Consider the following 14,410-nt stretch of genomic DNA (forward strand, 5'->3'; position numbering starts at 1 on the left):
ATGTCAGTGACAAATTGGCCGCAAAGCGCCATTTTTTTGTTGATCACTTCGGCTTCTTTGCTGCTTCTTTATCCCATCAGTCATTTTTTTAGCCCTTTGCTGGCGACGATGATCATTCCAATGGCGGCGTTTTTAGCCGCTTATTTATTGCATGATCGCTTCTGGTGGAAATGGATGCATTTATGCTTTTTGCCATTACTGCTGCTGTTTTCTCAGTTAAATATTCAATCGTATTGGTATTTATTCGCCTTGCTGCTGTGTTGGTTTATTTTTGGCCGGGTGATGATCTCGCGAGTGCCGTTGTATTTAAGTAATCACTCTGCTTTACAACAACTAGCAGGTATAGTGCCAGAACAGGCGCGCTTCTTAGATATTGGTGCTGGTACCGGTACTGTTTTGCACTACTTAGCGCAGCATCGCGAAGACTTAAGCCTAAGTGGGGTGGAATATGCCAAAGGGCCTTGGCTAGTCGGTAAAGTTCGATTGCCTGCCAATGTAGCGTGGCTCAATACCGATTACCAAAACGTTGATTTAGGTGCTTTTGAATGCGTGTATGCTTTTTTATCCTCTGCGGCAATGCCGGATTTGTGGCAGCAAGCGGTAGCGCAAATGCGTCCTGGTACTTTGTTTATTAGTAATACCTTTGTGGTTCCAGAAGCTCCTGCGGATCAAGTGATCGAATTAAATGATTGGAAAGACGGTAAGCTTTTCCTATGGCGAATGTAAAATCAGTAAGTAATGCTTGGCTGCAATTTTGGGATCGCCGTGCGATTCCTATCTTGCAAGAGTCTCGCAATCAATTGATGGGGATGATTCGCCGTGCTGACCTGATTCGGCCCAGTGAAGTGGCCGAAATTGTCGCACGTGATCCATTACTGACCGCACAAGTGCTCAGAATGATGAATCAGCGGCAAAAAAGCAGCATGTCGGCAGATGTAGTGGCGATTGAGTCTGCAATCCTGTTAATCGGTGTGACGCCATTTCTGGAACGTTTTGCTCGCGCACAAACAGTAGAGAGTGTCATGCTGCCGGCACATCAGGCAGAGTACGGGCAACTACTCAAACGTGTTTTTGAAGCGCGCTTGGCACGGCGCTTAGCTACGGTTTTTGCCAACAAACGTTTTGATGCCAAATTGGGAGAAATCCAAGCCGCTGCGGTGTTGGCTAATTTGTGTGAGTCATTGGCAATCATTAGTCCCCATCTTGATGAGCAAGCGCCTGCAGCTTCTTTGGATTTATTGAACTTGCTCGAACAATGGCAAATGCCCACCGCCATTTTGGATCTCATTCGGGTTGATGCTGAGCCCGCAACGCGTAGCGTGCTACAGCATGCGGTGGTGCCCTTATCGCGGCAATTAGATCGAGGGTGGTGGCAAGACGAAATTCAGCAGCGGTTACTGACCATTGCAGGGGTGTTGAACTTCCCACCCGAACAAGTTTGGCAATTGCTGACTGAGCAGTTGCTTGCGTTTGCACGTAAAGAGGGCAAAAGCAGTCAACTGTATACACCAGCACGTTATTTGGTCATGTTGCCCGGCGCTTGGCCGACGCCCGCGAGGACTGCACCGGCAGCCAATCTGGCTGCTGCAATCCCAGCGAAGGATCTCTTGGCTGAACGAATGCAAGCTTTGCATTTGGCGGGCGTGCAAGGGGTACCGACGAATCAAGTGATGGCTTTAGCCGTTCGTGCCTTAGCCGAAGGCCTGGGCATGCAGCGCATTGCATTTACTTTATTGATGGCGGCGGAAAATGCGCTACGCGCTCGGTATGTGCAAGGTGTTACCCCGACAGACTCATTGCATGCATTACGAATTTCTTTAGAAAAGCAGCATATTTTTACCAAGTTATTGCAAAAACCACAGAGTTTTTGGCTTAACGCTGATAATTACACTCAGTTTTCGCCGCATTTACCGCCAGAATTGGTCGCGCAAATTGGCGCAAAAAGCTTCTGTGCGATGTCCATTTTTGTGGGGGCGCAGCCTGTGGGTTTAATTTATGCCGATTCAGGTTTGGATGGTACAGTGAATGAATTTCACTACACGCATTTTAAAAATATATGTATTTTGGCGAGCAAGGCCTTGGCGCATAACGCTCGCCGCTCTTCAGTGTGAAATCAATGGAAATTATTACTTCGTCGCAAAACAGCCTTTTTAAACAAGTGATGAAGTTATCGCAAAATCGGCGTGAGCGAATTAAAACGCAACAAACCCTGCTCGATGGCAGTCATTTATTAGCCGCATGGCTCGATGCGGGTCATCCGCTTGAAAAAATCATTGTTTCCGAATCCGGTTGCCAACGTAGTGAAATTCAAGCCTTGCTGACGCGCAGTCCGGCGCATGTGGTTTGTTTTGCCAACGCATTATTTAATCAGCTAACGGACTTACCCAGTGCCAGTGGCGTATTGACCGTGGTGGCGATCCCTAGGGCGCCAACAGCGCAATATTCGGGTTTTGTGTTGTTGCTTGATGGCGTGCAAGATCCGGGTAATGTCGGCGCGATTTTGCGTACGGCACAAGCGGCTGGTGTTGAGCAGGTATTGCTCTCTAAGCGCCTGTGCAGATGTTTGGTCGCCGAAGGTACTCAGGGCGGGTATGGGGGCGCAGTTGGCTTTGCCGATGATTGAAAACGCCGATCTTTGCCTGTTTGCTAGCCAGTTTAAAGGACAAATCGCCGCCACTTTACTCGATGGCGCAGTCGATCTTTATGATGCTCCGCTGACTGGGTCTTTAGCGCTGGTTTTGGGCTCAGAAGGCGCAGGGGTGAGTGAAGCATTGGCTAAAGTGGCCACGCAGCGAATTAAAATTCCGATGCAACAAGGCATTGAGTCGCTCAATGTCGGTCATGCGGCAGCGATTTGTTTATATGAAATTAAGCGACAAAATCGCAGCACTTCATGCGTAAACGCACTTTAATATGATGGCATGGCGATAACGCCGATTTTGCCGCGCTCGCAATTTGTGGGCGCGGTTTTCGTTTACTGGCGCATTCATTTCTTATCGCTCTTGCTGAGTGGCAATGAATGATGTGCAATCAAGAATAAAAAGCGGCTGCCGCCTTTAAAAAAACTGAGGCGATACAGCCGCTTAAAAAACACTTCAATTGGCTAAATTAGCGAATTATTCGCTAATTATTTTTTAATCAGTCCTTGGTAAATGGTGTCGACTAATTCAGCATCAGCGCTGTCTTGCGACAATTCCCACGCCATAATACCGCCGAGTTTTTTCTTTTTAACGAAAGCAATTTTCTCTTTTAATAATTGCACATCGTCATACACCCAAACGTCTTTACCATTCACTTTCCACACTGCACGCGTTTTTTCATCGCGATGCACCGTGCCGGGCAAGGTTTTTAAGTAAGAATAAGGCGCAGAGCCCGCTTCGAGCGGGCCTTTGGCTTTGGCGATTGCCGGTTGATATAGGCCATTGTTGTCTAAGCTATTTACGGTCCAGCCATAGCCATAAAATGGCACGCCCAACACGATTTTATTGGCAGGTACGCCGCGGCTGAGGTATTCATCAACGGTGCTATCCACTGAAACGCGATCTTTTGCGCCGCCGATTAAGGTGGCATGGTGTCCGGTGGTGGCAGACCATGGCCCGGTGAAGTCATACGTCATGAGGTTGATCCAGTTTAATGACGGAATGACTTTTTCTAGCTCGATTTTTTCTGATTTTGAGCTGGCAGCGGGCGTGGCAATCGTGAGTAGCAGGCCGGGTTGAACTGCATCGATTTGCTTACGGAACTCAGCGAGTAGCGCGGTATAGTTAGGGGTGTCTTCTTCGCGAACGACATTGCCATCATTGCCGGCGGAACCTGGGTATTCCCAGTCGATATCAAAGCCATCGAATACCCCTGCGGCCAGGCCAGGTACCACTTTGCCGTTTTTATCCGGTACATTGCCTTTGATGTAGGCATCAACGCAAGACTTAACAAATGCTTCTCGATTGGCCGGTAGCGCCGCATCTGAAAAGTGTTTCGACCACGTCCAACCGCCCAAACTGATGACTACTTTTAAATTTGGGTATTTTTTCTTTAATTGCTTAAGTTGATTCCAATGGCCGTATAAGCCTTTGTCGCCTTTATCTTCTAAAACCATTGAGCGTTTTATCGGCTGCTAACGGTAGCCAGTAATCGTCACCGGCCGTGCCTTCGCCAGCTTGATCAACGCCGACCACACAACGATTGTTTTTTACATTACCAAAGGCGTATTCAAGCACGGTGATTTTGCCGGCCGCGCCGCTGGTTTCGAGATTTTTAACGTTAAAATCGCTGCTGTGTTTACCCCAAGAGGTGAAATACATCACCGACTGTGGGCTGCTTGGCCCCGCAGCACCGCTGGTAATCGGTTTGACTACGCTGGCAGCACTGGTGGCGGTATTGTCAGCATCAAGGCGAATGAGTTTGAGGTTGTCAATAAAGGCATCTTTGCCTTCCCCTTTGGCTGAATCCCATTGCTCCCACTTCAGATGGAAATCAAATTTAGCCTTAAATTCGATTTCATAATGTTCCCATTTTTTGGTGTCTTTCAGGCGATTGGGAAAGCCATTGGCGGTACTGGCAATCCATTGTTCTTTGCGACCGGGTTTGCCTTCATCCAAACCGAGCGTTGCGCCGCAATTGCTGCCGCACATCCCCAAATAATCAAAAACAATTTTATATTGGCCGGCTGGAAATTGCTTACGGCTAAAAATATCGCCAATATTAACCGGTTTATTAAAGCGCGCGGCTTTGTTTTCGGCATTGAGCGGATCGGGCTCAATCGAGGTGTATATTGGCGAGGTTTCTTCACCGCCTAGACCAATCCATTGACTTAAATCTTGATTGAAGTTGTCTTCCATGACCGGCGTCTCGGCATGGGCGAACGCGGTAACAAGCAGTAATGGTAATAGTTTTTTTCTCATTATTATTCCCCTCTGTAAGGCAAAAAAAAGCCAGTGCTTAGCTTACTGTAAAGGGGGCGCGACATACCAATTTATATGCCGTTGTGTTTGATTTGTAGCGATTAAAAATGAGCTACAACAAGAGCAGATGCTGTGTTTAATTTAGAACTTTTATCGGGTGGGAATGAGCGATGGATACCAATACACATACCTTGGCAGTATTGTTTGCCCAATTGGGTTTGCCCAATGCGCCGCAAGAAATTGAGCAGTTTTTGGCTGCGCACCATTTGCCTCGAGGTGTGCCTATTGCGCAAGCTTCGTTTTGGAGCAGCAGCCAAGCTGCTTTTTTACGTGAGGCTTTAGAGCAAGATGCAGAATGGGCCGAGTCGATTGATATGCTGGCCAATTTGCTGAGCAATTAGTCGCTCGGCATATTGGCGGGCTCTAAAAATAAATAGCCCAGTTGACTCAGTTGTTGCTGTAAAAAATCAATTGCCGTTTGGCTGTCGTGCGTATCGCCTTGCACGCTAAATTCGATATGCGCTTGCTGGCAATGCGGGTTGCCAAAACTAGGTAAGCTAGAAAAAGTCAGTTGCGGCCATTGATCGACAACGGCTTGCATAACATCAATTAAATCACCTTCTTTAGCGTCGAGCACGGTCAAGCTGCGGCGAGTGGCCATGGTGCCTGCGGTGTAGTACTGATCAAGTAGCCATTCCACCATCGGCCAAGCCATCGTGGGAAAACCCGGCAGCAAGTAATGCTGTGCAATCGCCGCGCCCGCCACTTGGTTGACTGGATTGGGGATGATGCTTGCGCCTTGGGGGAATTCCGCCATTTTTATGCGATGCGGATACGCGTCATCCCCAAAGCGCTGCTCAATCAGAGCCGCTGCTTGCGGTTGCAGTTGTAATGGCACATTGAGCGCACTAGCGAGGGCGGCACGCGTAAAGTCGTCGGGCGTAGCGCCAATGCCGCCGCAGCTAATGACGTGGCGTTTTTCGGCCAAAGTGCGCTGAAAATGTGCGATCAGCGTCGCCGGATCATCCGGTAAATAATGCACGCTGCTTAAGGTATGGCCGCGCGACTGCAGTCGCTGCAAAATCGCCGCAAAGTGCTGATCGACACGCCGGCCGCTTAAAATCTCATCACCAATAATCAATACAGTAAATTGCGCCATTGTGTTGTATCCATAAAATAGTTTTTGATGGGTATATCCATGTGGCTAATGTATTGTTTGTCATGCACGGATATACATTGCAAAGTAATTAGCTGCTTTCTTCGCTTAAAGTTTGTAGGGTTTGAAACATGTTTTGCAAAACTGCCGGCACAGCTTGCCGACCTTTGATTTCGGCGGCTTCGGCGATTTCGAGCGCCATCCCCGGTTTGGAGTGATGGCGTAGCGCGCGGCTGATGATTTCTTCATCGTTGAGCGGTGGCTGTTGTTCTAGTGCGGCACGGTAATAGTGATTCATTTCGCCGCGTGGTGCGGCAGCTTGGCGATAGGTGTCGGCAAAGCCGTTATCCCACAAAAAATGCTCGATGTCGCGACAGTTGAGCATCGTAATGTGCTGCTCTTCTGGGCGATTCCCCAGTAGGCTGCGGGCGCGTTTTTGGTATTTCATGCCGGCGTCGTCGCCGTCGCAAATCACATGCCAATGAATGCCCAAATGATCGGCAAATTTAATCAACGGTGCTAAGCCCGCTTGGGCAAACTCAACGCAGCGTATGCCTTCGAGTGGGAAATTAACCCCGCAAATTCGCGCCAGTTCCGGTAATAACCAAAACTCAGTTTCACCCTCAACCAATAGCCACACGCGAGCAAACATACTGCTGGCGCGATTGCTGCGAATATGAAAAGCGACTTTTCTGGCGTCAGACATCGATAGCGCGTGATCGGCCAATTGATAAACGTGAACGTGGTTACTCCGGCGCACTAAGCGGCGCAGCGCGTGCTGCGCAAAGCTACCAAGTAAGTCGCCATTATTGGTGGTGATGATTTTTTTGCAAGGTGAGTTGCTCGATCAAGCCCCAAATCATCGCCAATTGAATCGGGTGCAGATGGGTTTCGGGGTCTTCCATCACCAAAATGGGTTTGGCATCGGCGTGAAGTGGGTTTTCGCCACGTGCGGCCAATAAAGCACCGAGCAACATCAGCAGCGTCACGCGGCGCGAACTCGAACCAGAACGATTGGCAATTTCAATTAAAGTGTCGTCGTCACGAAAATTAAGCGGCGCAGCAGCGATTTGTTCTGCCAGCCGCTGTGGTGGCTCTTTGCCTTGTAATAAGTGTGCTTGTTCGTGAAATAACGCTTGCATCGCGGCTAAGCCAGCGGATAACTCTTGCGGGTGTAGCTGATGTGGTAGCGTTAAAATTCGCTCAAACACGGCGCGCACCGCGGCGCTGGCCGGCAGTAGCGGGTCGTCATCGTGCGCTTGGCTGGCTAGGCGCGGATGGGTGAGCCAATCGGTGAGTTGCATATCGCGAAAACGTAATACTGGATGCAATTGAATTAATTGCGTAGCGAGCGCATCGCTATTGGGGTGCTCAATTTCGTTGCCATCGGCGCCAATAAAGCTGCGCCGAGCGCGAATCTCGGTGTGACCAAAGCGCTCGGCAGCAAAGCGCAGCGCCAAGGTGCTCACCCCATTGGCATTGGGCCAAGTCAGTGCCCCCAAGCGTTGGGCGTAGTGCACTGGAAAACCAAAGTAATATGTAGCCGCCGCGCAATGCTGGCGCGTGAATTGGCGATGCGATGAAAATCATCATGGGTAAATAAAGTAGCAATCGGGGCTGGGCTAGAGAGGCAGCGACATAGCGCGCTAATCAGGCTGGTTTTTCCCCAGTTGTTCTCGCCAAAGAGCGCCGTCGCGTTGGCATTCAATGCTAAGTCGATTTGACTAATGCCACGAAAATTGGTGATTTGAAGCCGAGCCAGTTGCATTGTCGATTACCGAGTCAAGAAAGGGCGTCACGTTGATCAATGCAATCATAACATGCACTTGTCAATGTTCGTCAGCACGCATCAAGTGCTTTGTTTTTCTGCCTCTTGTTCGTTGTCTAGCCATTGATGACACGCCAAACGTAAGCGCTCTGCACCGGCGGTAAGTTGTTTTTCTGCATGCCACACAATAAAAAAATCGCCGCTCCAAAGCATGGTTTTTTAAATGAATGGTGGCAAAAGTGCCTGCCGCCAATTCGCGCTTGATCGCGCGGCGTGAGCCGCAACTAATGCCCATATTCAGTCGAATTGCTTCTCGAATTGCTTCGCCACTACCTAATTCAAGCACCACATTGATGGTGCCTAGATGGGGCAACAGCATAGTTTCTAAACTCTGCCGCACGCCAGAGCCCGGCTCGCGCAAAATCCACGCGCATTGCGCGAGTTCAGTTGGATTGGGTGTGCTGCCAGCCAAAGGATGATCAGGATGGCAAAAAATAACCATTTCATCTTTGAGCCAGAGCTCGCACATTAAATTACTGTGGGTGAGCGGCGCTTCGATCAGGCCAATATCGGCCCTGCAGTCGAGCAGCATTTTCATGACTGCCGGTGAGTTGCCGATTTCAACTTCATAGCGCGTGTTCGCCACTTGCATTAAAGGCGCGAGCAGCGCCGGTAATACATAGTTGCCGATGGTGAGACTGGCGGCGATTTTAAGGCGGCTTGGCACGCCTTGCTGGTAAATGGTTTCTAAATCATGGGCTTGTTGCAGCATATTGAGCGCACGCGGCAATAAATAGCGACCGTGCTCATTAAGCGAGACTCGGCGGCCGATTCGATCAAACAAAGTCACGCCTAAGCGGCGCTCTAATTCGCCAATCGCGCCACTCATTGCCGATTGCGAAAGCCCAAGTGCCGCACCCGCGGCAGTAACTTGCCCCGCTTGGCTGATGGCGACAAAGACTTCGAGCTCTCTCAGGGTGATTTTTAGCATGGTATTTTCGCTTATCGGTTTTTCCGATGATTATAGCCTGAAAATACGGTTTATCTTGATGTAGGGGTGGGGGATATAGTGGCGTTGTCCGCAAATAAAAACATCACTGGATCAATTTATGACCTTCATCAATCAACTTAAATCTTGCGCACCCGGTTTGGCCGTAGTTTTGGGTTTGACCATTATTTCAACCCTTGTCGGTAATGCATTTCCACTCATGGGTGGCGCAGTAGTTGGGATTTTACTGGGTATTATCATCCGCAGTCGTACGACCATTGCGCCGCAATTTAGCGCGGGGATTCAATTTTCATCCAAGCAAATTTTACAATGGTCGATTGTTGGCTTGGGCTTTAGCTTGCCGATTGCCGATGTGATTAAAACCGGCATGAGCTCGTTAGAAATCACTTTTGCCACCATTACCGCCGCGGTACTCAGTGCCATTATTTTTGGCCGCTTATTTAAAAATCCCACTCAAATGTGTGTGTATTAATCGGTACCGGTACGGCGATTTGTGGTGGTTCGGCGATTGCGGCAATTACGCCAGTTGTGAAGCCCGATGAACACGATACGGCATTCGCTTTGTCGACGATTTTCTTATTTAATATTGTCGCTGTGCTGGTATTTCCTGCCATTGGCCAGATGCTGGGTATGAGCGATAGTGGCTTTGGTATGTGGGCCGGTACCGCGATTAATGACACCTCGTCAGTGGTCGCTGCCGCGTATTCATGGAGTGACAATGCCGGTGACTATGCAACGATTGTGAAGCTGACTCGCGCCATGTTGATTATTCCGGTGACGTTGATTTTTGCTTTCTTGTTTGGCATGACCCGTCGCAAAGAAACCATCGCAGAAGAAACTGGCTCAGTGTGGAAAGCAGTGCCTTGGTTTATTTTGTGGTTCTTATTGGCTTCTTTGTTTGGCAGTATGTTGCCAGATTGGATGATTAAAACCGCGCAGTTTATTGCCCCAGTGATGATTACGATGGCTTTGGTGGCGATTGGTTTGTCGACTGATTTGGGCCGGATGCGTCAAACCGGCTGGCGTCCAGTGGCTTTGGGTTTACTGGTATGGGTGAGTGTAGCCAGCACCAGCTTGGTGGTGCAGCATTTGACGGGTCGCTGGTAGTCTTGTGACAAAATGAGTTAACTAAAAAGTATTGATTATTAGGGTATTGCGCTATGGGCTTTTTTTATATAAAGCACATAAACCAATACCCTTTTTGTTTGATGTGGCGATCTTTGATATTTTTTCATCGTGCCTCGCGCAAGTTTGATGGAGGCGCTCTAGACTGAGTGGCAATCGAGTGTAATTTGCCTTTTGAGGGGTAGAGATGATTTATTTAATCTGTGGGTTTTTACTGGTTGTCGCTACGGTATTGATACATGTATTGGGTATTTTTTTAATTACCTATGTTGAAAAATTCTTAATCCAGCAATTTGCCAGCTCGATCATGGTTGAGGCGATTTTATTTGCCATCGTGACGTATTTGTTGTTGGTGGTGCATTTGGTGTCGATCTTTCTTTGGGCCTTTGTGTACGTCGAGATTGGTGCCATGCATAATTTTAGCGATGCTTTTTTCTATTCGATTTCTAGTTATTCCACCGTCGGTTTTTATGCTGAAGGTCCAACTGGGCCGATTGGCCGCTTAAGCGGGGCATTTGAATCTTGCGTTGGCATGGTGATGTTTGGCTTGTCCGCGTCGTATTTGTTTGGCATTCGCGGCAAGTTAAATGCCAATGCGCTTGCCAATAACTAAAGGGTATATGCCTGTTATATATGTTTATAAATGATGATGAACATATACCCTTGTGTTTATGATAGGGCGAATTGAGCAATGGCTTGTGCATGGAGTTGTGCCGTGTCAAAGAGCGGCACGCTGGCATCTTCTGCTTTAACAAGAAGAGCAATTTCGGTGCAGCCTAAAATAATACCTTCAGCGCCTTGGGCGACGAGCTCGGACATGATGTCGCGATAGACTGATAGCGATTCAGGACGGATTTGCCCAAGGCAGAGCTCATCGTAAATGATGCGATGCACGCTCAAACGGTCAGCCTTGTTGGGCGTGAGTACCGTGAGACCAAACTGTTCGATCAGTCGATCGCGATAAAATGCTTGTTCCATGGTGAATTGGGTGCCCAATAAACCTATTTTATTTAAATGGTGCTCACTAATGGCCTCGCCAGTAGCATCGGCAATATGAATCAACGGAATATGGACTGCTTGGCTGACGGTTGGGGCGACTTTATGCATGGTATTAGTGCAAATGGCGATGCAGTCAGCCCCGGCTATTTCGAGAGTACGAGCTGCTTGGGCGAGCAACTCCCCCGCCTTTTCCCATTGTCCGCTGCTTTGTAAGATTTCTATCTCATGAAAATCAACGCTGTATAAAATAATTTTCGCTGAATGCAGTCCACCACGGCGATGTTTGATGGCCTCATTGATATGTCGATAATAGGGAATGGTTGATTCCCAGCTCATCCCGCCGATGAGTCCGATGGTTTTCATTTGCGTCCCTAAAATCAATAATAATCTCGTATTGTTCGTGTTTGATGTCATCGCACCAATGGTGCTGAGGCCTGGTTTGACCTTTTTCCTTAATTTGGCGTTGACGAAGTCGATGTAGCTGCGCCACTGGCTGCTTGCGCTAGTCGCTGGCGGCGTTCCAGTTGTTTTGCGTCGTAAGCCGATTTGTGCGCGATATATAATACGCGGTCGACTTCGGCGCAGACATCGCCCTTGGCGTTCACCATTGCCACAGCATAGGTGCGAGTGATTTCTGGGGTGATGGCGAGTAATTGATGGATTTCAGTCAGTTCTGCTTCGTCGAGTCTAAATTCAGCCGTTAGCGTGCTGAGTGCCGGGCGTTTAAAGCGGATGGTGCCGCCTTTATCCCAAACTACATACTCTTCGCCCAAATTAAAATACAGCATGCTCATATAAAAAGGGTCGGTGGCGGCAAACATGCTGCCGCCAAACAGGCTGCCATTGAGGTTGCGCGTTTTCCAGTTCAGTGGCAATTTGACGGTGATTTGCCGCACGTCGGTACTAATTTGGCTGACTTTGCAACCGGTGCGGCGGATCGCAGGGTAGTAGTTAAAACCGATTTTCAATAGCGCAGCCGCAAGGCGCGGTCGAGCAAGGATGGCAAAGGCGAGTTTTTTTACTAGGGGCGACATAGTCATCCATCGGTTTCTAATGCGTTAATCAGTCACTAATGCGTTAATCAATCATGCCGTGCGTTGATTCCAGATTAAAACGCATAATCACGCTCCACTTTGGCAATGCGGGTTTTTTGTACTGGCTATACCACTGGGCGCGGCCCGACTTTTGCGCTAGTTGATGCTCGCTATGGGCTTTCCAGTTTTGGATTGAAGCTAAATCTGCCCAGTACGACACCGTGATGCCAATGCTGGCTCGGGCAGACTCAACCCCTAAGAACCCCGGTTGCTGTTGCGCTAATGCCAGCATTTTTTCCGCCATTTGAGCGTAGCCTTGCTCATCCTCAGTACGTATTGAAGTGAAAATCACGGCGTAGTAAGGTGGTTTTGGCGTATTGGCATAGCTTGGGTGCTGGTTTTCAGTTGTCATGATGGTGCCGCCATTGCCTTGAAGTGTTAATCAGGGAAATCGTCAGTGATAGGTCATGTTTGCCGCATGTTGTACCACTGACGATGAGGGTTTAATCGGCTTCTTCGCCTAAAAATCCGCCGCTTTGATGTGACCACAGTCGCGCATAGAGCCCGCCTTGTTCCAGCAGGCTTTGATGGTCGCCTTGCTCAACAATCCGTCCTTGGTCGAGCACGATCAAGCGATCCATCGCAGCAATGGTGGATAAACGATGTGCAATCGCCACCACGGTTTTGCCTTCCATTAAACGGTATAAGCTGGTTTGAATCGCCGCTTCCACTTCAGAATCGAGCGCGCTAGTGGCTTCGTCGAGCAATAAAATCGGCGCGTCTTTGAGCATCACGCGCGCAATTGCAATCCTTTGGCGCTGCCCACCCGAGAGTTTGACGCCGCGCTCGCCTACATGCGCGTCGTAGCCGGTGCGCCCAGCAGGGTCGCTTAAGTTCAGAATAAAATCATGCGCTTCAGCGCGTTTGGCAGCGGCAATCATTTCCTCATCTGTGGCATTGGGGCGGCCGTATAGGATGTTTTCGCGTACTGAGCGATGTAGGAGCGACGTGTCTTGCGTCACCATGCCGATATGGGCGCGTAAGCTGTCTTGCGATACGTGCGCGATGTTTTGGCCGTCTATCGTGATTTGCCCCGCCTGAATATCGTAAAAGCGCAGCAATAGATTAACAATCGTCGATTTGCCCGCGCCGGATCGACCGACTAAACCGATTTTTTCGCCGGCGCGAATGTGTAGCGACAATTGTTTTAGTAGCAAGCGATCTGCTTCGTAGCCAAAATCAACGTGGGCAAATTGCACCTCTCCGCGTGGAACGGTGAGTGCGGTGGCGCCAGGGGCGTCGTTGACTTCATGTGGCGTGGTGAGGGTGTTGATGCCGTCTTGTACGGTACCAATATGCTCAAACAGCGCGGCGATTTCCCACATAATCCATTGTGACATGCCGTTTAAACGCAGCGCCATCGCCAATGAGGCTGCAACCGCGCCAGCGCTCACTTGGCCATGACTCCATAAATACAAGGCGGTGCCGGCGCTGGCAATAATTAAACAGATGCTTAAGGTGTGATTGACCACCTCAAAGCTGCTGACCAAACGCATTTGGCCATGCACGGTATGCATAAACTCCTGCATCGCGCTGCGAGCAAATGCCGCTTCGCGGCGACCGTGCGAGAACAGCTTTACTGTTGCAATATTGGTATAAGCATCGGTAATTCGCCCCGTCATCAATGAGCGAGCATCTGCTTGGTTTTGCGCGGCTTTGCCTAGGCGCGGCACAAAATAAAACATCGCGCCAATATACAGCAGCATCCATGACAAGAGCGGCACCAGCAGCCACAGATCAAAGCTGCCGGCCACAGCCAGCATGGTGAAAAAATAAATCGCGACAAACACCATAATGTCGGTCACGATAAATACAGTTTCGCGTACCGCTAACGCCGTTTGCATGACTTTGGCCGAAACGCGACCGGCAAATTCATCCTGATAAAAACTCATGCTTTGGTGGAGCATTTGCCGGTGAAAATCCCAGCGCAGCAACATCGGGAAATTACCCGCTAAGGCTTGATGTTTCAGCAAAGTTTGCAGGCCGACCACCAGCGGGCTGAGTAATAGCACGCCCGCAATCAAACTCAGGCGTAAGTGTTCTTGCGCCCAGAGTTGACTTGGCTCGACGTGCGCCAACCAATCGACAATATGCCCGAGCAAACTATACAAAATCGCTTCAAAAGAACCAATGATGGCGGTGCAGAGCATCATGCCAAAAATCAGTGGGCGTAGTCCTTTTGTACAGCGCCATATAAATGATTTGAAATCATGGGGGTAAGGTTTTGTTTTGCTGTTCAGGGTAGGGGTGAACTATATTTTCAAAAAGTCGAAACACTGAGAGTGAGCCTTGCTGCCATTCGGATAGCTAGATTGTACCGAATCTGACGCAAGCAGCGAGGGCTATTGTCAGTTATCA

The 14,410-nt window shown here is 49.3% G+C and carries 14 protein-coding genes and 4 pseudogenes; 7 read left to right on the plus strand and 11 right to left on the minus strand.

The window, feature by feature from the left end:
* From GKO28_RS16365 to GKO28_RS20485, 3 genes and pseudogenes are all read left to right on the plus strand, one after another.
* The gene (locus tag GKO28_RS16365) at positions 1-726 is read left to right on the plus strand and encodes a class I SAM-dependent methyltransferase (protein WP_203564232.1); all 726 of its coding nucleotides are present in this window, start codon (positions 1-3) and stop codon (positions 724-726) included.
* Positions 714-2,111 carry an HDOD domain-containing protein gene (locus GKO28_RS16370; protein ID WP_182077086.1) on the plus strand — a complete coding sequence of 466 codons (1,398 nt, stop codon included), beginning with the start codon at positions 714-716 and terminating at the stop codon, positions 2,109-2,111. The genes GKO28_RS16365 and GKO28_RS16370 overlap by 13 nt, the downstream gene beginning before the upstream one ends.
* 5 nt (positions 2,112-2,116) lie before the next feature.
* Positions 2,117-2,912: pseudogene (locus GKO28_RS20485) on the plus strand (TrmH family RNA methyltransferase).
* A gap of 215 nt (positions 2,913-3,127) precedes the next feature.
* Here GKO28_RS20485 and GKO28_RS16385 read toward each other — a convergent pair.
* Positions 3,128-4,096, minus strand: coding sequence for a glycoside hydrolase family 18 protein (locus tag GKO28_RS16385; protein ID WP_182077089.1), 969 nt, complete (start codon positions 4,094-4,096; stop codon positions 3,128-3,130).
* Positions 4,080-4,901, minus strand: coding sequence for a hypothetical protein (locus tag GKO28_RS16390; RefSeq protein WP_182077090.1), 822 nt, complete (start codon positions 4,899-4,901; stop codon positions 4,080-4,082). The genes GKO28_RS16385 and GKO28_RS16390 overlap by 17 nt, the downstream gene beginning before the upstream one ends.
* Before the next feature lie 170 nt (positions 4,902-5,071).
* Here GKO28_RS16390 and GKO28_RS16395 point away from each other — a divergent pair, with 170 nt between their 5' ends.
* The gene (locus GKO28_RS16395; protein ID WP_182077091.1) at positions 5,072-5,302 is read left to right on the plus strand and encodes a DUF2789 domain-containing protein; all 231 of its coding nucleotides are present in this window, start codon (positions 5,072-5,074) and stop codon (positions 5,300-5,302) included.
* Here the strand turns inward: GKO28_RS16395 and GKO28_RS16400 are convergent.
* From GKO28_RS16400 to GKO28_RS16420, 5 genes and pseudogenes are all read right to left on the minus strand, one after another.
* Entirely contained in the window at positions 5,299-6,060 is a 762-nt protein-coding gene (locus tag GKO28_RS16400) for a molybdopterin-binding protein (RefSeq protein WP_182077092.1), read from the minus strand. The genes GKO28_RS16395 and GKO28_RS16400 overlap by 4 nt on opposite strands.
* A gap of 88 nt (positions 6,061-6,148) precedes the next feature.
* A complete protein-coding gene (locus GKO28_RS16405) occupies positions 6,149-6,763 on the minus strand; it encodes an ATP-dependent endonuclease (protein ID WP_247646604.1) in 615 nt (204 codons plus the stop codon).
* A 6-nt stretch (positions 6,764-6,769) separates the two neighbouring features.
* Positions 6,770-6,880: pseudogene (locus GKO28_RS23015) on the minus strand (DUF2813 domain-containing protein); the annotation flags it as partial.
* Positions 6,864-7,825 (minus strand): annotated as a pseudogene (locus GKO28_RS16410) (DUF2813 domain-containing protein). The pseudogenes GKO28_RS16410 and GKO28_RS23015, both read right to left, overlap by 17 nt.
* 61 nt (positions 7,826-7,886) lie before the next feature.
* On the minus strand, positions 7,887-8,816 hold the full coding sequence (locus GKO28_RS16420) for a LysR family transcriptional regulator (protein WP_182077095.1): 930 nt from the start codon (positions 8,814-8,816) through the stop codon (positions 7,887-7,889).
* Between the two features lie 118 nt (positions 8,817-8,934).
* On the opposite strand from GKO28_RS16420, the gene GKO28_RS21905 reads away from it, so the two are divergent.
* From GKO28_RS21905 to GKO28_RS16435, 3 genes are all read left to right on the plus strand, one after another.
* Positions 8,935-9,306: a putative sulfate exporter family transporter gene (locus GKO28_RS21905; protein WP_203564233.1), complete on the plus strand. Its 372-nt coding sequence runs from the start codon at positions 8,935-8,937 to the stop codon at positions 9,304-9,306.
* A complete protein-coding gene (locus tag GKO28_RS21910) occupies positions 9,294-9,941 on the plus strand; it encodes a YeiH family protein (protein ID WP_203564234.1) in 648 nt (215 codons plus the stop codon). The genes GKO28_RS21905 and GKO28_RS21910 overlap by 13 nt, the downstream gene beginning before the upstream one ends.
* 205 nt (positions 9,942-10,146) lie before the next feature.
* Positions 10,147-10,572 (plus strand): ion channel, encoded by a 426-nt coding sequence (locus GKO28_RS16435; RefSeq protein ID WP_182077096.1) that lies wholly within the window; start codon positions 10,147-10,149, stop codon positions 10,570-10,572.
* A 56-nt stretch (positions 10,573-10,628) separates the two neighbouring features.
* Here GKO28_RS16435 and GKO28_RS16440 read toward each other — a convergent pair whose 3' ends face one another.
* From GKO28_RS16440 to GKO28_RS16455, 4 genes and pseudogenes are all read right to left on the minus strand, one after another.
* Entirely contained in the window at positions 10,629-11,321 is a 693-nt protein-coding gene (locus tag GKO28_RS16440) for an aspartate/glutamate racemase family protein (RefSeq protein WP_182077097.1), read from the minus strand.
* Between the two features lie 89 nt (positions 11,322-11,410).
* A complete protein-coding gene (locus GKO28_RS16445; RefSeq protein WP_182077098.1) occupies positions 11,411-11,992 on the minus strand; it encodes a DUF4442 domain-containing protein in 582 nt (193 codons plus the stop codon).
* 43 nt (positions 11,993-12,035) lie between these two features.
* Positions 12,036-12,404, minus strand: coding sequence for an antibiotic biosynthesis monooxygenase (locus GKO28_RS16450; RefSeq protein ID WP_247646605.1), 369 nt, complete (start codon positions 12,402-12,404; stop codon positions 12,036-12,038).
* A 91-nt stretch (positions 12,405-12,495) separates the two neighbouring features.
* Positions 12,496-14,329 (minus strand): annotated as a pseudogene (locus GKO28_RS16455) (ABC transporter ATP-binding protein).
* Positions 14,330-14,410: the final 81 nt, after the last annotated feature.

Source organism: Deefgea sp. CFH1-16 (genome assembly GCF_016881365.1).
Taxonomy (GTDB): Bacteria; Pseudomonadota; Gammaproteobacteria; order Burkholderiales; family Chitinibacteraceae; genus Deefgea.